At 62.9% G+C, this 18352-nt stretch carries 13 protein-coding genes and 2 pseudogenes; 4 read left to right on the forward strand and 11 right to left on the reverse strand.

Going from position 1 to position 18352, the window contains the following annotated elements; translation table 11 throughout:
* Positions 1-97: 97 nt before the first annotated feature.
* The 3 genes from folP to DRB87_RS15095 form a co-directional block, all read right to left on the reverse strand.
* Positions 98-877 (reverse strand): dihydropteroate synthase, encoded by a 780-nt coding sequence (gene folP / locus DRB87_RS15085; protein ID WP_240756319.1) that lies wholly within the window; start codon positions 875-877, stop codon positions 98-100.
* 459 nt (positions 878-1336) lie between these two features.
* Entirely contained in the window at positions 1337-3211 is a 1875-nt protein-coding gene (ftsH, locus tag DRB87_RS15090; RefSeq protein ID WP_130026481.1) for an ATP-dependent zinc metalloprotease FtsH, read from the reverse strand.
* A 119-nt stretch (positions 3212-3330) separates the two neighbouring features.
* Positions 3331-3981, reverse strand: coding sequence for an RlmE family RNA methyltransferase (locus DRB87_RS15095; protein WP_017231904.1), 651 nt, complete (start codon positions 3979-3981; stop codon positions 3331-3333).
* A 139-nt stretch (positions 3982-4120) separates the two neighbouring features.
* Between DRB87_RS15095 and yhbY the strand changes: the two genes are divergently transcribed.
* Positions 4121-4621, forward strand: a complete 501-nt coding sequence (yhbY, locus tag DRB87_RS15100) for a ribosome assembly RNA-binding protein YhbY (RefSeq protein ID WP_130026482.1) — start codon at positions 4121-4123, stop codon at positions 4619-4621.
* Positions 4622-4741: 120 nt separating this feature from the next.
* On the opposite strand, the gene DRB87_RS15105 is transcribed toward yhbY, so the two are convergent.
* The 8 genes and pseudogenes from DRB87_RS15105 to DRB87_RS15140 all read right to left on the reverse strand — a co-directional run bounded on the left by DRB87_RS15105 (position 4742) and on the right by DRB87_RS15140 (position 14579).
* Positions 4742-5257, reverse strand: coding sequence for a DUF4149 domain-containing protein (locus DRB87_RS15105; protein WP_130026483.1), 516 nt, complete (start codon positions 5255-5257; stop codon positions 4742-4744).
* The gene (gene greA, locus DRB87_RS15110; RefSeq protein ID WP_017231907.1) at positions 5241-5717 is read right to left on the reverse strand and encodes a transcription elongation factor GreA; all 477 of its coding nucleotides are present in this window, start codon (positions 5715-5717) and stop codon (positions 5241-5243) included. The genes DRB87_RS15105 and greA overlap by 17 nt, the downstream gene beginning before the upstream one ends.
* A gap of 246 nt (positions 5718-5963) precedes the next feature.
* Positions 5964-9205: pseudogene (carB, locus tag DRB87_RS15115) on the reverse strand (carbamoyl-phosphate synthase large subunit).
* A gap of 18 nt (positions 9206-9223) precedes the next feature.
* The gene (leuE, locus tag DRB87_RS15120; RefSeq protein ID WP_130026484.1) at positions 9224-9892 is read right to left on the reverse strand and encodes a leucine efflux protein LeuE; all 669 of its coding nucleotides are present in this window, start codon (positions 9890-9892) and stop codon (positions 9224-9226) included.
* A gap of 39 nt (positions 9893-9931) precedes the next feature.
* Positions 9932-11077, reverse strand: a complete 1146-nt coding sequence (carA, locus tag DRB87_RS15125) for a glutamine-hydrolyzing carbamoyl-phosphate synthase small subunit (RefSeq protein WP_130026485.1) — start codon at positions 11075-11077, stop codon at positions 9932-9934.
* A 195-nt stretch (positions 11078-11272) separates the two neighbouring features.
* A pseudogene (locus tag DRB87_RS15130) lies at positions 11273-12033 on the reverse strand (FadR/GntR family transcriptional regulator).
* 144 nt (positions 12034-12177) lie between these two features.
* Positions 12178-13821 (reverse strand): alpha,alpha-trehalase TreF, encoded by a 1644-nt coding sequence (gene treF / locus DRB87_RS15135; protein ID WP_130026486.1) that lies wholly within the window; start codon positions 13819-13821, stop codon positions 12178-12180.
* Complete coding sequence (locus DRB87_RS15140) at positions 13818-14579, reverse strand: SDR family NAD(P)-dependent oxidoreductase (protein WP_206100029.1); 762 nt, start codon at positions 14577-14579, stop codon at positions 13818-13820. Before DRB87_RS15140 ends, treF begins: the two co-directional genes overlap by 4 nt.
* 438 nt (positions 14580-15017) lie before the next feature.
* On the opposite strand from DRB87_RS15140, the gene DRB87_RS15145 reads away from it, so the two are divergent.
* From DRB87_RS15145 to DRB87_RS15155, 3 genes are all read left to right on the forward strand, one after another.
* A complete protein-coding gene (locus tag DRB87_RS15145) occupies positions 15018-16349 on the forward strand; it encodes a C4-dicarboxylate transporter DctA (RefSeq protein ID WP_130026488.1) in 1332 nt (443 codons plus the stop codon).
* A gap of 82 nt (positions 16350-16431) precedes the next feature.
* The gene (gene alc, locus DRB87_RS15150) at positions 16432-17454 is read left to right on the forward strand and encodes an allantoicase (RefSeq protein ID WP_130025837.1); all 1023 of its coding nucleotides are present in this window, start codon (positions 16432-16434) and stop codon (positions 17452-17454) included.
* Positions 17455-17532: 78 nt separating this feature from the next.
* Positions 17533-18066 carry an ureidoglycolate lyase gene (locus DRB87_RS15155; RefSeq protein ID WP_130025838.1) on the forward strand — a complete coding sequence of 178 codons (534 nt, stop codon included), beginning with the start codon at positions 17533-17535 and terminating at the stop codon, positions 18064-18066.
* Positions 18067-18352: the final 286 nt, after the last annotated feature.

The following is an 18352-nucleotide window of genomic DNA, read 5'->3' on the forward strand; positions in this document are numbered from 1 at the left end:
GGGCCACCGCCCCCGCCATTATCGCTGGCGCGCGTCCCCGCTGGGTCCCCATTGGCTTGCGGCGCTGGGGCCCTCCGGCGGGTTGCCCGCGGCAGGGTTATTCGGCGTCGCGCACGGCGTGCCAGACCTTGAATGCATCGACCGTCTCGGCGACGTCGTGCACGCGCACGATGGCCGCGCCCTGCTGCGCGGCACACATCGCTGCGGCGACGCTGGCTACTCGTCGCTCCAATGGCGCCTGACGCCCGGTAATTTCGCCCAGCATCCGCTTTCGCGACATGCCGACGAGCAACGGCAATCCATCGCGCGACAGCACACGCAAGTGTTTGAGCAGTGCGAGATTATGGGCGAGATTCTTACCGAAGCCGAATCCCGGGTCGAGGTACAGACGCGACGGCGCAACACCGGCCGAGAGCAGCGCGTCCACCCTGCCGTCGAGGAAGGCGGCGACCTCGGTGACAACGTCGGTGTAGATCGGTGCGTCCTGCATGGTCTTCGGGTCGTGCAGCATGTGCATGACGCACAGTGCGGCTTCGCTCTCGCGCACCGCGTCGATGGCACCGGGCTGCTGGAACCCCCAGATGTCGTTGATCATGTCCGCGCCGGCCGCGAGCACCGCGCGCATCACGCCCGGCTTATAGGTATCCACCGAAAGCGGTACGCCACAGTCGCGCAACGCTTCGACAATCGGCACGACGCGGTCCAGTTCGGCGGCTTCCGACAACGCTTCAGCGCCCGGACGGGTCGATTCCCCGCCGATATCGAGAATGTCGACGCCGTCGGCAATCAACTGCTCGGCATGGCGCAGGGCGGCGTCGCGCGCGACAAACTTGCCGCCGTCGGAAAATGAGTCGGGCGTCACGTTCAGGATACCCATAACGTGCACCCGGTGGGCATCGAGCTGGAAGCGCGGGCCGAATGCCAGCGTGGCGGGCTTGTCCGGGGCACCGGGTGCCACGCCGGACGCGACGATGTCGGCGGCGTCAGTGGCATCGGTTTCGACCGGGGACATGGAAGGCAGGGATTGCGACGACTCGGAGGACATTCGGACGCTCAGCTCAGTAAAACCAGTTTAGCGGTCCGTTGGCCGGGACCGGATCCGCGCGCCCGGGATAGGGATACCGGACGCTTTGCATGGCCGTAATGTTACCGGATTCGCCTGCCACATCGACCATAGAAACACTCGGTAACACCGATTTTCCTCGCGGCTGGTGCGTGGTAGCGGCCATCGATACCCGGCACCGGGCAGCGTCATCGCCTCGAAACGCAAAAAGGCCGGCGCAATGCCGGCCTTTCTGGGATGGCAGCGCTTTGGGAGCTACCAGGGCTTGCGTGTTTAGACGGTCGCCGGTGTGCTGCTGGGCTTGAGCGGCGGATTGCCACCCGATGCGCCACCGTTGGTCGGACCGTTCTTCGGCGGACGCGGCGGACGGCCTTCCATGATGTCGCCGATCTGCTCGCCGTCGATCGTTTCCCACTCCATCAGGGCCTGAGTCATCGACTCGACCTTGTCGCGGTTGTCTTCCAGCAGCTTCCGGGCCAGCGCGTATTGCTCGTCGAGAATGCGGCGAACTTCCCCGTCGACCTTCTGCTGCGTGGCCTCCGAGACCGACTTGGCGGACATCCGGCCGAACATGGAATCCTGCTCCGTGTCGACATAGACCATCGGTCCCAGCGCGTCCGACATCCCGTAGCGGGTCACCATGTCGCGAGCCAGCTTGGTGGCACGCTCGAAATCGTTCGAAGCGCCCGTCGACATCTTGTTGATGAACACTTCCTCAGCCGCACGACCGCCAAACAGGATGGCGATCTGCGTGAGCATCGTATCGCGATACTCCGAGTACTTGTCGTGCTCCGGCAACTGCATCGTCAGGCCAAGTGCCCAACCCCGCGGGATAATCGTCACCTTGTGCACCGGGTCGGCTTCCGGCAGCAGCATCGCCACCACCGCGTGGCCCGACTCGTGGTACGCCGTGGCACGTCGCTCTTCGTCGCGCATCACTGCCGACTTGCGCTCCGGGCCCATGAAGATCTTGTCCTTCGCGTCTTCGAAGTCGAGCATTTCGACGATGCGCTTGTTACGGCGCGCCGCGAACAGGGCGGCTTCGTTCACGAGGTTCGCCAGATCGGCGCCCGACATGCCCGGCGTTCCGCGCGCGATGACCGACGCATCGACGTCGTTCGAAATCGGCACCTTGCGCAGGTGCACCTTCAGGATCTGCTCACGGCCACGGATATCCGGCAGACCGACGTAGACCTGACGGTCGAAGCGGCCCGGGCGCAGCAGCGCCTTGTCGAGCACGTCCGACCGGTTCGTCGCGGCGATCACGATCACGCCCGAGTTGGCTTCGAAGCCATCCATCTCGACGAGCATCTGGTTCAGCGTTTGCTCGCGTTCGTCGTTACCGCCGCCCATGCCGGCGCCACGATGGCGGCCGACCGCATCGATTTCGTCGATGAACACGATACAGGGCGATTGCTTCTTCGCGTTTTCAAACATGTCTCGAACGCGGGCCGCGCCGACGCCGACGAACATTTCCACGAAGTCGGAACCCGAAATGCTGAAGAACGGCACCTTCGCTTCGCCAGCGATGGCGCGGGCGAGCAGCGTCTTACCAGTCCCCGGCGGGCCGACGAGCAGCACACCGCGCGGAATACGACCACCGAGCTTCTGGAATTTCTGAGGGTCTTTCAGGAAGTCGACCAACTCGCCAACTTCGTATTTGGCTTCGTCGCAACCGGCGACGTCGGCAAAGGTCACGGGATTGGCATTCTCGTCGATGAGGCGCGCACGGGATTTACCGAAGGAAAAGGCACCGCCCTTACCCCCGCCCTGCATCTGCCGCATCATGTAGAACCAGAAGCCGATGATCAGCAACGTGGGTCCGAGGTAGTAGAGCACGGACATGAGCGCGTTCGGTTCGTCATCGGCTTTGCCCGAAACTTGAACGCCATACTTCATGAGATCGCCCACCATCCAGATGTCGCCGGGCGACACGATGGTGTATTTCTGGCCGTCGCTGGGCGTCACCTGAAGGCTGCGCCCCTGCACTATCACGTTCTTGACCTTGCCATTCTTGGCATCGTCCATGAACTGGGAGTACGTCACGCCTTCCTGGACGTGCGGCTTGTCGAACTGTTTAAACACAGTAAACAAGACCAGCGCGATGACCAACCACACCGCCGCTTTGGAAAACATATTATTGTTCAAAGCGTTGCTCCTTCATGAAATCGCTTCGCGCCAGGAATTCATTCTAATCCACTCGCAGGCGCACCGCCATAGTGATTCTTTACCGCCGCCATAGCGCCAGAGCGCTGGTTTGACGGGCATCAAGCCGGATTTTTCAATCCTCGTCCCAAAATGAACGTTTCGGAAGATTTATCTCGGGACGCCTTTGGCTTGCGCGGCGCCACGGTTTTGAACTGGTGCTTGAATTTTTCGACAATCTGGCTGTAGCCACTGCCGTGAAAACATTTGACCAGCAATGCACCCTCCGGTTTCAGGTGTCGCTGAGCAAAATCCATCGCCAGATCGCACAAATGCTCGATCCGCGCTGCATCGGCAGACGCTACCCCCGACAAGTTGGGGGCCATATCGGAAACTACAAGGTCGACTTTGCGTCCGGCGAGGATTTCTTCGAGCTGCACGAGCACGCTGTCCTCGCGGAAGTCACCCTGCAGGAAGGTGACGTCGGCGATCGGCGCCATCGGCAGGATGTCCAGCGCGATGATCGTGCCGTCGATACCCCCTTCCGTGCGCTTGCCGCCCGCGAGCTTGTTGCGCGCGTACTGACTCCAGCTCCCGGGCGTCGCGCCCAGGTCGACAATGACCTGACCGGGCTTGATCAGCCGGTCCTGCTCGTCGATCTCCTTGAGTTTGTAGGCCGCGCGGGCACGATAGCCCTCACGCTGCGCCATTTTGACGTAGGGATCGTTGATGTGATCGTGCAGCCAGGCGTGGCTGAAACGGTTTTTTGCCATAATTCTTCAAAAACGCTGCGATTTTGCAGGATAATAGGCCCTTGCGCGCCCAAAATGCGCGAGCCGGCCTCTGGTATTTGCAGGTGCGCCGGCCGCCGCGTACGGGTGCATCCTAACTCGTTTGTCTCGTCTGTCCTCTATGCCCGCCCTGACCCTGACCCCGGCGCAACGCGCCGACTTGCGCTCCACCGCCCATGCGCTGAATCCCGTTGTACTGATTGGCGCCGACGGCTTGACGCCGGCGGTGCTCAAGGAAATTGACGGCGCCCTGAAGGCTCACGAACTGATCAAGGTACGTGTGTTCGGCGACGAACGCGATGCACGCGTGACCATCTACGAAGCCATCTGCGATCAACTCGGCGCAGCGCCGGTACAACACATCGGCAAGCTGCTTGTTCTGTACCGCCCGACGCCGGACGAAACGGAAGCGCCGGTTCGCTCCCGGACCGGTGGTACGGGTGCGACAGTCAAGGGCCGTGCCCCGCGCACTGTCACCGTCGTCAAGACCAGCACCAACGCGGGACGCCGTCCGACCGTCAAGAAAGTGACCGTTCGCGGCAACGAACGCATGACCGCTGGCGGCATCGTCAAGAAGGCCAAAAAGCGCCAGACCAGCGTCAAGCGCCAACGCAACGACTGAGCGAACGGCACACCGCCGCCAGTTCTCGAAAAAACGCGCCCGGACAACAGGCGCGTTTTTTTATGGATGCCACGATCGGATTGGCTGCGAAGCCAGCGTCGCTGCCCCCCCCTGCGACACTCAGCCACGCACCGGCTGACGCCAGATCAGCGCCAAGCCGAGCAGGCTTTGCAGCAGGTAGATGCCGCTCGAAATACCGTGAAGCATGCCAAAACGTGCAGCAAACGCCGACTGGCCGATCTCCACGCCCGCCGCCTCCGCCTGCGCGCGCAGATCCGCCATCAACGGCTGGAGGCCGAACGAGGCGATCAGCACACAGACCATCATCGCCACCGCCAGCCACCGCAGTCCGCGATAGCTGCGTGCCGCTTGGGCGTCGCCCGCACGCGCGATCAGCGCCGTCGCCAGCCAGACCAGCAGCACGCCGCAGACGAGACTTATCCAGGCTTGCGTGTGAAACAGGCGACCGGCGACCGTTCCGGCCATGGTGCGCGATTCCAGCACTGCGAAGAGCGTGGGCGCCACGACATAGCCGATCGCCCACTGACTACCGCACCACAGGGTCGCGATCAGGCGGAACAGCCGTTCCAGCCGTGGCGCGCCGCTGGGGGACGTCACGTCAGACGTAGCGGACATCGATGATCTCGTACTCACGCACGCCGCTCGGGGCCTGCACTTCGGCCACATCGCCAGCGTACTTGCCAATGAGGGCACGTGCGATCGGCGAACTCACCGAGATCTTGCCGTGTTCCAGATCGGCTTCGTCGTCGCCGACGATCTGGTACAGCACCGTGCCGCCGTTGTCGAGGTCTTCGAGTTCGACGGTGGCGGCAAACACCACGCGCCCCTCGGCGTCGAGCAACGACGGGTCGATGATCTGCGCGGCGGAGAGCTTGGATTCGAGATCGGCGATACGCCCCTCGATAAAGCCCTGCTTTTCCTTGGCGGCGTCGTATTCCGCATTTTCCGACAGATCGCCCTGCGCACGGGCTTCAGCAATCGCAGTGATCACGGCCGGACGTTCGACGGTCTTCAGGCGGTGCAGCTCTTCTTTGAGCAGCTCGGCGCCCCGCTTGGTCAGAGGAATGGTACTCATACGCGTTGTTCCGAAAGACAAAAAAATTGCCGCAGCAAAGCCGCATTCGCACTGGTTTGCGAACGCCGCTTGACCGCGGCTGTGACACCTATGTGGCGTTAGTGTAGCAGAGTTGTCGAGGCTGCCAAGCGCAGGGCCGGCTGCACGATATCGCAACACCTATGCACCATTTGGCGCGTCCGACGGGGATCGGTTCCCTGCCGAGCGCGCCATTTCTTGCAGCGTAACCGCTCAGGCCTTGCGCAATCAGGCCGGCAGCAAGGCGTGCAGGCCCTGCAGATCGTAGACCTCGAGATTCTGCAGATACTTCAGGCCTTCCACGGCGGCACGGGCACCCGAGATCGTCGTGTAGTACGTAACCTTGTGCGCTTGCGCCGACATGCGGATCGAGCGGGAATCGGCAATCGCCGTGCGCGTCTCATCCACCGTGGTGAACACCAGCGCGATCTCGCCGTTCTTGATCATGTCGACAATGTGCGGACGGCCGTCCTTCACCTTGTTGACCACGCGCACCGGGATGCCTGCCGCGTCGATAGCGGCGGCGGTGCCACGCGTGGCCACGATCGGGTAACCCAGCGCGTGCAGCATGCGGGCCACTTCAACCGCGCGCGGCTTGTCCGCGTCCTTCACCGTGAGCAGCACCGTGCCCGAGGCCGGCAGGCGCGAGCCCGCCGCCAGTTGCGACTTGAAGAGCGCCTCGCCAAACGTGCGGCCCACGCCCATCACTTCGCCCGTCGAGCGCATTTCCGGTCCAAGCACCGGGTCGACGCCCGGGAACTTCACGAACGGGAATACGGCTTCCTTGACGCTGAAGTACGGCGGCACGACTTCGCTCGTCACGTTTTGCGACTTGAGCGACTGACCGACCATGGCACGCGCGGCGATCTTGGCCAGTTGACGGCCGGTCGCCTTCGATACGTAGGGCACCGTACGCGAGGCGCGCGGATTCACTTCGAGCACGTAGATCGTGTCGACCCCGTTGCCCTGCTGGATCGCGAACTGCACATTCATCAGGCCGATCACGTTGAGGGCGCGGGCCATGGCGGCCGTCTGACGCTTGAGTTCGGCCACAGTCGGCGCCGAGAGCGTGTACGGGGGCAGCGAGCAAGCCGAGTCGCCCGAGTGGACGCCAGCCTGTTCGATGTGTTCCATCACGCCGCCGATGTAGACGTCCGTGCCGTCGGAGATGCAATCCACGTCGCATTCGATAGCGTCGTCGAGGAAGCGATCGAGCAGCACCGGGCTGTCGTGGCTGACCTTGACGGCTTCGCGCATGTAGCGCTCGAGGTCACGCGGCTCGTGGACGATTTCCATCGCACGCCCACCCAGCACATACGAGGGACGCACCACCAGCGGATAGCCGATCTCGGCGGCGAGCTTGAGCGCTTCGTCCTCGGCGCGTGCCGTGCGGTTCGGCGGCTGGCGCAGGCCCAGGTCCTGCAAAAGCTTCTGGAAGCGCTCGCGGTCTTCGGCCGCGTCGATCATGTCGGGGCTGGTGCCGACGATGGGCACACCGTTCGCTTCGAGATCGAGGGCGAGCTTGAGCGGGGTCTGACCGCCGTACTGCACGATCACGCCGACCGGCTTTTCGAGGTCGACGATTTCGAGCACGTCTTCCAGCGTCACCGGTTCGAAGTACAGACGATCCGACGTGTCGTAGTCCGTCGACACCGTTTCCGGGTTGCAGTTGACCATGATGGTCTCGTAGCCGTCTTCACGCAGTGCGAGCGCCGCGTGCACGCAGCAGTAATCGAACTCGATCCCCTGGCCGATACGGTTCGGACCACCGCCCAGCACCATGACCTTCTTCTTGTTGGTCGGCTGGGCTTCGCACTCTTCCTCATAGGTCGAGTACATGTAGGCCGTGTCCGTCGAGAATTCGGCGGCGCAGGTGTCCACGCGCTTGTAGACCGGGCGCACCTTTTGTGCGATACGGGCTTGGCGCACGGCCGTCTGGTCGGTGCCGAGCAGCTTGGCGAGGCGGCGATCCGAGAAGCCGCTTTGCTTGAGGAAGCGCAGCTCGTCGGTCGACAGGCTCTCCAGCGTGCGGCCGGCCAACGCCTGTTCCTTCTTGACGATGGCTTCGAGCTGGGCGAGGAACCACGGGTCGATGGCCGTCTCGGCGTACACCTCTTCCAGGCTCATGCCCAGACGGAACGCGTCGCCCACGTACCAGATGCGGTCGGGGCCCGGCTCGCCGATCTCGGCCACGATCTCGTCGCGGTCGGTCGACTTTTCGTCCAGACCGTCCACACCGACTTCCAGGCCACGCATGGCCTTCTGGAACGATTCCTGGAACGTGCGACCCATGGCCATCACTTCGCCGACCGACTTCATCTGCGTGGTCAGGCGCGCGTCGGCTTCGCGGAACTTCTCGAAGGCAAAGCGCGGCACCTTGGTCACGACATAGTCGATGGTCGGCTCGAACGAGGCCGGTGTCGCACCGCCGGTGATCTCGTTGCGCAGTTCGTCGAGCGTGTAGCCGACGGCCAGCTTGGCGGCGATCTTGGCGATCGGGAAGCCGGTCGCCTTCGATGCCAGAGCCGAAGAGCGCGACACGCGCGGGTTCATTTCGATGACGACCATGCGGCCGTCCTTCGGGTTGATCGAGAACTGGACGTTCGAGCCGCCCGTCTCCACGCCGATTTCGCGCAGCACGGCCAGCGACGCGTTACGCAGCAGTTGGTATTCCTTATCGGTCAACGTCTGGGCAGGTGCCACGGTAATCGAATCGCCGGTGTGCACGCCCATCGGGTCGAGGTTCTCGATCGAGCAGACGATGATGCAGTTGTCGGCGCGGTCGCGCACGACTTCCATCTCGTACTCCTTCCAGCCCAGCAGCGACTCTTCGATGAGCAGTTCGCGCGTGGGCGAGAGGTCGAGACCGCGCTTGCAGATCTCTTCGAACTCTTCGCGGTTGTAGGCGATGCCGCCGCCCGAGCCGCCGAGCGTAAATGACGGACGGATCACCATCGGATAACCGCTGCCGCCGATCTCGGCCATGATCTGCGCCTGCACGGCGAGCGCATCTTCCATGGAATGGGCGATGCCCGACTTGGCCGACCCGAGACCGATCTTGGTCATCGCGTCCTTGAATTTCAGGCGGTCTTCGGCCTTGTCGATGGCTTCCGGCGACGCGCCGATCAGCTCGACCTTGTACTTATCGAGCACGCCATGCTTGTGCAGGTCGAGCGCGCAGTTCAGCGCGGTCTGGCCCCCATGGTCGGCAGGATGGCATCCGGGCGTTCCTTGGCGATGATGCGCTCGACGACTTCCCAGGTAATCGGTTCGATGTAGGTCACATCGGCCGTATCCGGGTCGGTCATGATCGTGGCGGGATTGCTGTTGATCAGGATGACCTTGAAGCCTTCCTCGCGCAGCGCCTTGCAGGCCTGTGCGCCGGAATAGTCGAATTCGCATGCCTGACCGATGATGATCGGACCGGCGCCGATGATGAGGATGCTCTTGATGTCTGTGCGCTTTGGCATAACGTTCTCAACAAAAATTTAACTCAGCGTCGCGCTCGCGAGCTTCACACCGAAGCCGACGAACAGCGCGCCCACGCCGCCGGTTGCCCCGGCGCTCAACCGGCGACGTTGCCGGAAGTGCTCGGCCAGGCGGTAACCGGCCAGGATCAGCGTGCTCAGGTACAGGAAACTGCAGGTCTGCACGATCGCGCCCAGCACCGCAAACGACACGGCGGGGTGGGCATAGCCCGGATCGACGAACTGGATGAAAAACGACACGCAGAACAGGATCGCCTTCGGGTTGAGCAGGCTGATGAACAGCGCCCGCTTGAACGGGTGATCCGCGTCGACTGGCTTGGGCGCGGCGACTGCCGTCCCGGCGTTGGCTCGTGCGGCCCGCGCGTTGGCGATGGCGCCGCGCAGCATGTTCACGCCCATCCAGCAAAGATAGGCGGCGCCGAGATACTTCACCACGAAGAAAAGCGCCGGCTGCGCATGCAGCAGCGACGCCACGCCGGCGGCCGACAGGGTCATGAGGATCGTGTCGCCGAGGAACACGCCGCATGCGCCTGCGTAGCCCTGGCGAACACCGCGCTGCGCTGCCACCGACAGCACATAGAGCGAGTTCGGTCCTGGCAGCAGAATGATCACCACCACCCCGGCCAGGTAGGTCCAGAGATTGACGATGCCGATCGAGTTTCCGAGCATGTTGAGCGTTCCCTTATCCGTATCTCGTCGTGCCAGGCCTTACGCGGGCTGCTTCGCGTCGACCATCGACTGCACGAAGCGGTCGAACAGATAGCCGATGTCGTGCGGGCCGGGCGAGGCTTCCGGGTGTCCCTGGAAGCAAAATGCCGGGCGATCCGTCAGCTCGAAGCCTTGCAGCGTGCCATCGAACAGCGACACGTGCGAGACGCGCGCGTTGGCCGGCAGGCTATTGGCATCCACGGCGAAGCCATGGTTTTGCGACGTGATGACCACACGGCCGGTCGCGAGGTCCTTGACCGGGTGGTTGGCGCCGTGGTGACCGGTCTTCATCTTCAGCGTCTTCGCGCCGACGGCGAGACCCATGATCTGGTGGCCGAGGCAGATACCGAAGGTCGGGATGCGGCGCTCGAGGAACGTCTTCGTGGCGGCGATGGCGTAATCGCAAGGCTCCGGGTCGCCGGGGCCGTTCGAGAGGAACACACCGTCCGGGTTCAGCGCGAATACGTCGTCGGCCGAGCTTTGCGCCGGTAGCACCGTGACCTTGCAACCGCGCTGGGCGAGCATGCGCAGGATGTTGCGCTTGACGCCGTAGTCCAGTGCGACCACATGGAATTTCGGATCCTTCTGTTCACCGTAGCCTTCGCCCAGGCGCCACTCCGTTTCCGTCCAAGAATACGGCTCCGTGGTCGAGACGACCTTGGCAAGATCCATTCCGGCGAGGCCCGGGAACGATTGGGCAAGCGCAATGGCCTTGGCCGCGTCAGCACCTTCTCCGGCGAGGATGCAGCCGTTCTGGGCGCCCTTCTCGCGCAGAATACGGGTGAGGCGGCGCGTGTCGATACCGGCGATCGCGACAACGCCCTCGTCCTTCAGATATTGCGACAGCGTCTTGTCGGCGCGGAAATTCGACTCGAGGATCGGCAGATCCTTGATGATCAGGCCTGCGGCATGGACTTTCGTGGCTTCGACGTCTTCACCGTTGACGCCCGTATTGCCAATGTGCGGATACGTCAACGTGACGATCTGACGCGCATAGCTGGGGTCGGTGAGGATTTCCTGATAGCCGGTGATGGCGGTATTGAAAACCACTTCACCGATGGTGTGACCGGCAGCGCCGATGGCGTACCCACGAAAGACCGTGCCGTCAGCGAGCGCGAGAATGGCGGGTGGGAATGACGGCAGCACGGGAAACTCCTGGAGGTTTCACCCCGGCTGCCAGCCCCATCGTCCGCTCGCGATGACACTTGCGCGGGCACCGGAATTGCGCGGAATATGCGCACAGCGGAGGCTCGGGCTACGGACGAGATGTCAGGCGGGTAGGCGCTAGGGTGAGGGTTAAATGACTAAAACCTTCAAAGTATAGCGCAAATCCCAATCATCTCAAAGCTGAACATGTGGAACACCAGTACGCTCTGCGTTCTCCCTGGGGGTGAGGCTGTTCGGGGACGGATACGCAGAGGGGATAGGGAAATGGATGCCCGCCCGCTGGGCCGCCAGCACGATATGGCGCTCCATTGCGGCCCGGCGACGGCGCCATCGCGGCGGCGCAGGGCGTCGAGGATCTCCAGATGTTCATGATAGGTGGAGAGCACCAGTTCGCGCTGATAGAACGGCAAACGCTGGCTTTCCATCACAATCTCCGTGCTGCCGCGCAGAATATCGGCGATGGCCCCGTTTCCGGCGAGTCCCACGATGCGCAGGTGGAAGGCAAAGTCCAGTTGGGCGGCCGTATCGACGTCGCCGTCGACCAGTGCGACCTTCATCGCTTCCACGTTGTCCGTGAGCCACTCGATCTCGCCATGACTCGCCGCGTGGGCGGCGAGGCGGGCGGAGAAGCCTTCGAGCGCATAGCGCAACTGATACGTGTCGGCGAGCGAGATCTGGTCGGCGAAGCGCCAGGCGACGCCCAGGCGCGCCGACGCGTCGTTCACATAAACGCCTTTACCGGGGCGGATCGCGACCATGCCGAGCGCTTCGAGCGTCGACAGGGCCTCACGCAGCGAGGCGCGACTGATCGTCAGCTCTTCGGCGAGTTGGCGTTGTGACGGGAGCATCGCGCCGGCCGGATAGACCTGACGTTCGATGCGCTCGCGGATGATGGCGACGGCGGCGTCGGTTACGGCATGCGCCGAATGCTTCATGAGGCCTCACAGGGAATGCGGGTATACGTATCTCGCATTGTACGACGCCAAATATCTCCCCAGGCGCTCAGCCGGCAACGCGCGAGCAAACCCGCGCGGCGTGGGGACTTTCCGTTCGCCCGGCGCACGGGCGCGGGGCAGGCGCTATCGACGCGTGCCCCCGCGCGCGCGGCCTTGCGCCGTCGCCTGGTGGGCGGGGTGTTCGGGATGATCGCCGAGGAGGCGACGCACGACCCCATTGGTCCAGCCGAAGCCGTCCTGAAGCGGGTACTCCCCGCCTCCCCCACCGCTTGCCGACATTGCATCGCTCGCATGCAGCGAATACTTCTCGACGAGCTTGCTTTCGCGAGCATAGAGCGCGCTGACCGTCGAGAGCCAGCGGTGGGCGATATCGTTCGCGAGCCGGTGCTCACCGTACTGACGAAGCCCGTGAATGGCGATCCATTGCAGCGGCGCCCAGCCATTCGGCGGATCCCATTGCTGCAGGCTCGACGCCTGCGTCGTGCGCAGCCCTCCCGGGGCCAGGAGACGATCCTCGATCGTCTGCGCCGAGCGGCGTGCTTGCTCACGCGAGGCCAATCCAACAAAGAGTGGCGTGGCGAGCGCGGCCGACAACCGCCGGTGCGGCTCACTGCGTTGCCAGTCGTAATCGAGGAATGCGCCCTCATCGTCGCACCAGAGATAGCGCGTCATCGCCTCGCGCCGGGCTTGCGCACGCACGGCAAAGGCTCGGGCGTTTTCCGTGTCGCCATTGGCCTCGCTCAGCCCGGAAATCTGCACTTCAGAAGCGAACAGGAAGCTATTCAGGTCCACGGGCACGAAGGCGGTCGTGCGGATCGAACCGAGGTTGGTAACGTCGTCCAGCCAGCGCGAGCTGAAGTCCCAGCCCGAGGCTGCGCCGGCGCGCAGATCGCGATACACCTGCGCAGCGGGACGATCCGGCGCATGAAGCGCCGTATTCACATCTTCCAGATAACCTTCCTCGCGCGGCGTATCGCGTTCGTCCCAGTAGCGATTGAGGCGTGAGCCGTCGGGCAGGCACACGACATGGCGATAGGCATCGCCGGGGGCGAGCGACGCCTCCCCGTCCATCCAGAAGTCGTACTCGCGACGCAAGTGGGGCAGATACCGGATCGCCCGTGCCACGCCGTGCGACTCGAACAGCGCCACCATCAGTCCATACATCGGCGGCTGCGAGCGGCTCAGGTAATAAGTGCGATTGCCGTTCGGGATGTGGCCGTAAGTGTCGATGAGAAAAGAAAAATTATCGGCCATGCTCACCAGCAAGTCGTGGCGGGCGCTACAAGCCAGGCCAAGCATCGTGAAATACGAGTCCCAGTAATAAAGCTCGTGGAAGCGTCCGCCCGGCACCACATATGGCCGGGGGAGTGGCAACAGCGAGCTGTAGGCCGGGTGCGCTTCGGGCAAGCGCGTGAGGACATCCCAGAGTCCGTCGATATGCTCGACGAGCCCCTGGCCTGGGTCAGAGACATAGTGACTGGCGGGTGGGCGTTCGAGGGTGAAATACGACGCCACGAAGCGCGCAAGGTCGAAGCCGGGTTTCGCGACGTCGTCGCGATAGCGGCGCAGGATCTCGTCCGGAGCCAGCGTGGGCACGCAGTCCACGAACGTCTTGCTGTCGGGAAAAATGCGCTGCGTCTGCACGTCGACAAACAACTGCTGATAGCGATCGGCGGGGGTGAGCACGTCAGACGGTGCCGAATGTGCGACGTCCGGCGTCATGCCGCCGGCGGCCAGCGAGCGTTGTGCGGTGTCCGTCATCGTCATTGCTCCGCGTAACGCCAGAGCAGGCCGCCGTCGACGAACAGCGTAGTGCCCGTGACATAACTGGCGTCCGGCGAGGCGAGGAACAGCACGGCGTTGGCGACTTCGCTCGGATCGGCGAGACGCCCGAGGGGGATGTTGGCGATCAGCGCGTCGCGCTCCGCCTTATTGGCGAGGAGTTGATGATTGATCGCGGTGCCGACCGCGCCGGGCGCGACGTTGTTGACCGCAATGCCGAGCGGGGCGAGTTCGATCGCGAGATTGCGCATCATCATCTTCAGGCCGCCCTTGCTGGCGCAGTAACTGGTGAAATGCGGAAACGGCAGCTCCTCGTGAACCGAGCTGACGTTGACGATGCGCCCGCCGCGCTTCGTGTCGCGCAGGTGCCGCACAAACGCCTGCGTGAGAAAGAAAGCCCCCTTCAGGTTCACATTCATCACCAGGTCGTAGTCCGCTTCCGTTACATCCAGAAAGGGCGCCCGCCGCTCCACGCCCGCGTTATTGACCAGAACATCGACCCGTCCCAAGGCCTCGACGGCTTGCGCAATCACCGCGCGGTCGTCCGCGGCGACACCCACATCTCCCGCGATCACGCAGCCGTCGCTACCGGCCGCGCGCACCGCGTCGAGCGTCTGTTCGGCCATCGCGTTGTGCTGCCGATCTTCCACCACGATGCGTGCGCCCTCCTGCGCGAGACGGATCGCGATGGCGCGTCCGATGCCCTGAGCACTGCCGGTAACCAATACCACTGTGTCCTTCATTCGCATGGCGCCCCCCTATTTCTGCACAAATTGCGGGATCTGCGCACACTGCCTTGCGGCTTTCACCGGGCGTCGAGGCAGCGCACCCTACGCAAGTGCGACCGCCCGTCCCAAAGCGAAGTTCACACAAACTGCAGAGGATTCGCCCAACAAAACCGGCGAATACGAGCGAATCGCCGCCCCTGGCCCAAGCTGCGTGGGGCATCGCCCTGCCCTAGGGAATCCCCTCAGAAAACACGTCTTGACCCCACCATATTGGCTTTCTAATATTCTCCATAACACCACTGGTCAGACCGGTATGACTTGTCTGGATACATGGATGGGTGTTGATTCGAAATGTGGTTGCGGTAGAGAACATTAGCCCCAGAGAGCGCAGTCCGTCAGGCGTAGAGATTGCGAAATCCGAGAGAGTGATTTTGCAGGCAGAGGAGACAAACCATGCCCAAGCTGTTTCGTTCGTTGTTTGGCCGAGTCGTCATTGCGCTGATCGTTGGCGTGGCGCTTGGCATTTGGTTTCCGCACTTGGGAGAGTCATTGAGCCCGTTGGGCGATGGCTTTCTGAAGCTCATCAAGATGGTCATTGGACCGATCGTCTTCTGCGTGGTGGTCAGTGGCATGGCGAGTGCGGGTGATTTGCGCAAAGTCGGCCGGGTTGGCGTCAAGGCCGTTTTGTACTTCGAAGTCATCACCACCTTCGCGCTGATCATTGGTGCTCTGCTGGCTTGGGCGACGCATCCGGGCGTGGGCATGAACATCGACGTTCGCAGCCTCAATCCGAGCGCGATGGCGGCGTACACCGAGCATGCCAAGGGATTGAAAGACACGGCGGGTTTCCTGTTGAAAATCATCCCTGACACCGTTTTCGACGCGTTTGCCAAGGGCGACATCCTGCAGATTCTCGTCTTCTCCGTCATGTTTGGCTGTGCGTTGGCCGCCCTTGGTGAGCGTGGGCGTCCGGTCGCGCGCTTCATCGAAGACCTGAGCCACGTCTTCTTCCGAGTGATGGCGTTCATCATCCGACTCGCGCCGCTGGGCGTATTGGGTGCCGTGGCGTTTACCACCGGCAAATATGGCGCGTCGTCGCTCAAGCAGCTTGGCATGCTCGTGCTCGTGTTCTACGTGAGCTGCTTCGTCTTCGTCACCGTGGTACTGGGCACCGTATTGCGTCTGGCGGGTTTCAACATCTTCAAGTTCATCAAATACTTCCGTGAAGAGTTATCCATCGTGTTGGGCACGGCGTCGTCAGATGCGGTGCTGCCCCAGATCATGCGCAAGCTCGAGTGGATGGGCATCAAGAAATCCACGGTCGGCCTGGTGATCCCCACGGGTTACTCCTTCAACCTCGATGGCTTCTCCATCTACCTTACGCTCGCGGTCATCTTCATTGCACAGGCGACCAACACCCCGCTGTCCATCCATGACCTGATCCTCGTCATCCTCGTCTCGCTGCTGACGTCCAAGGGTGCGCATGGCATTCCGGGTTCGGCCATCGTGATTCTGGCGGCGACGCTCACCGCCATTCCCGCCATCCCGGTCATTGGCCTCGTGCTGATTCTGCCGGTCGACTGGTTCGTGGGCATTGCACGGGCTGTGACCAACCTGCTGGGCAACTGCGTCGCGACCCTAGTCGTGGCCGCGTGGGAAAAAGACGTCGACTTTGCGAGAGCCCACAAAGTGCTTAATGGCGTGCTGCCTTACGAGCCCGTTGCGGTGACCGTGGGCGACGCGGCCGACGCTGGCACGCCGGCCAACGTGGCACTGACACGCTGAACATCAACAACAAGTTAAACGAAACCAACGAACCCAATGCCGACGCGAGGCGTCGGCAGCTACTCCTGGAGTCAAACGCAACATGGCCCTCGCCCCGCAAGACCCGAACGCACCGGAATTTGTGCGCCGTTACGTGAACTTGGCTGATCCGCGCCTGGGTGCGCAGGCGTTGGAGGCCAGCGACGAATTCTTCGCCGCCAAGGAGCGCATGCTCAATCCAGAGCCGGCCGTCTTCATCCCGGGCAAATACGACGACAACGGCAAGTGGATGGATGGTTGGGAGACACGTCGCAAGCGTGTGAACGGCTACGACTGGTGCGTGGTCAAGCTGGCGCGACCGGGCGTGTTGTTTGGCGTTGACCTCGACACCAGCCACTTCACCGGCAACTTTCCGCCGGCCGCGTCGCTCGAGGGTTGCCACAGCCCGGACGGCGCCCCGGGCGAGTCGGCCGAGTGGTTCGAATTGCTGGCGTCGACTAGCTTGCAGGGCAATGCGCACCACTACCATGCGATCACGCAGTCGCGTGCGGTGACCCATGTGCGAGTGAACCTGTACCCCGATGGTGGTCTGGCGCGTTTGCGCGTGTATGGCTTGCCGCAGAGCGATTGGGCGCGACGCTCGCGTGACGAGTTGATCGACCTGATCGCGATGGAGAATGGCGGTTACGTCGTGGCGGCGAACAACCAGCATTTCGGCATGGCGTCGAACCTGTTGATGCCGGGCCGAGGGGTGAACATGGGGGATGGGTGGGAGACACGTCGACGTCGTGAGCCGGGTAACGACTGGGCGATCATTGCGCTGGCGCAGCCGGGCGAGATTGCCAAGATCGAAGTGGACACGGCGCACTTCAAGGGCAACTTCCCGGACCGTTGTTCCATTCAGGCGGCGTATGTGACGGGTGGCACCGAGCAGTCCTTGATTACGCAGTCGATGTTCTGGCCCGAGCTGTTGCCGGAGCAGAAATTGGCCATGGACAAGCAATTCGGCTTTGAGGAGCAGGTACAGAAGCTGGGGGCGATCACGCACATTCGCTTCAACATCATTCCGGACGGGGGTGTATCGCGTTTGCGGTTGTGGGGCCGGTTGAGCGAAAAGAAAGCGTAAGCGTGAATGAATCCCTCTCGCGCCCGGCAGGGCGTGCGAGAGGGGGGGAAATGAAAAAAGGGAAAAAAGGAGAGTGACATGGCGGGAGCGGCGTTGAAGATCGAGCGATTGACGCGAGAGGCGTTTGCGCCGTTTGGCGATGTGATCGAGTTGTCGGGGGCGAAGCATTTCGGGATCAATGGCGGGACGACGGAGCGGTTTCACGATTTGGCGACGGTAGATTTGGGGCCGGAGGGCGGCCGCACCTTAGTCAATGTGTTTCGTGGCCAGCCGAGGCAGTTGCCGTATGAAGTGACGATGTTGGAGCGGCATCCGTTGGGGAGTCAGGCGTTCATTCCGTTGAAGACGACGCCGTACTTGGTGGTGGTAGCGCCGGCGGGCGAATTGGATGTGAGTCAGATGAGGGCGTTTGTTTCGGAGGGGTGGCAGGGGGTGAACTATGCGCGTGGCGTGTGGCATCACCCGTTGTTGGCGTTGGATGAGGTGAGCGACTTCGTGGTGGTGGATCGGGGTGGAGAGGGTCACAACTGTGACGAGCAGGATTTGCCGGGCACGTATGTGTTGACGCGAGCGGCGTTGGAGGCGGTGCGTTCAGCAAGAAAGGCTGCATAAGCAGAGCGGTAGCGAAAGACAGGTGCGGGACAGCGAAGACGCCGGGGAGAGCCCGGCGTTTTGCATATGGGGGGATGAAAAAGCGAGGGAGGGAGGAGAGCGAGAGGAGGCGCTAGGAGGCGCTAGGAGGAGATAGAAGGAGGTAGGAGGAGAAGAGGGACAGGAGAGGTGTGGGCGACGACGCGGCCGTCCTGCGGCAGATGCGGAGCACGCGCGGGGCGGGTGCGGCGTCGCGATGGCGATGGAGGCGGGCGGTGTCGACGGGACTGGGGCGGTGTGGGGGAGG

The organism is Pandoraea sp. XY-2, assembly GCF_004193915.1.
GTDB lineage: Bacteria > Pseudomonadota > Gammaproteobacteria > Burkholderiales > Burkholderiaceae > Pandoraea > Pandoraea cepalis.

Excerpts from the sequence above, each read along its gene's own strand:
- folP (WP_240756319.1), bottom strand. The coding sequence starts at position 877 with ATGGGTATCCTGAACGTGACGCCCGACTCATTTTCCGACGGCGGCAAG.
- DRB87_RS15095 (WP_017231904.1), bottom strand. The coding sequence starts at position 3,981 with ATGGCAAAAAACCGTTTCAGCCACGCCTGGCTGCACGATCACATCAAC.
- yhbY (WP_130026482.1), top strand. The coding sequence starts at position 4,121 with ATGCCCGCCCTGACCCTGACCCCGGCGCAACGCGCCGACTTGCGCTCC.
- DRB87_RS15105 (WP_130026483.1), bottom strand. The coding sequence starts at position 5,257 with ATGTCCGCTACGTCTGACGTGACGTCCCCCAGCGGCGCGCCACGGCTG.
- greA (WP_017231907.1), bottom strand. The coding sequence starts at position 5,717 with ATGAGTACCATTCCTCTGACCAAGCGGGGCGCCGAGCTGCTCAAAGAA.
- leuE (WP_130026484.1), bottom strand. The coding sequence starts at position 9,892 with ATGCTCGGAAACTCGATCGGCATCGTCAATCTCTGGACCTACCTGGCC.
- treF (WP_130026486.1), bottom strand. The coding sequence starts at position 13,821 with ATGACGATGACGGACACCGCACAACGCTCGCTGGCCGCCGGCGGCATG.
- DRB87_RS15140 (WP_206100029.1), bottom strand. The coding sequence starts at position 14,579 with ATGAAGGACACAGTGGTATTGGTTACCGGCAGTGCTCAGGGCATCGGA.
- DRB87_RS15145 (WP_130026488.1), top strand. The coding sequence starts at position 15,018 with ATGCCCAAGCTGTTTCGTTCGTTGTTTGGCCGAGTCGTCATTGCGCTG.
- alc (WP_130025837.1), top strand. The coding sequence starts at position 16,432 with ATGGCCCTCGCCCCGCAAGACCCGAACGCACCGGAATTTGTGCGCCGT.
- DRB87_RS15155 (WP_130025838.1), top strand. The coding sequence starts at position 17,533 with ATGGCGGGAGCGGCGTTGAAGATCGAGCGATTGACGCGAGAGGCGTTT.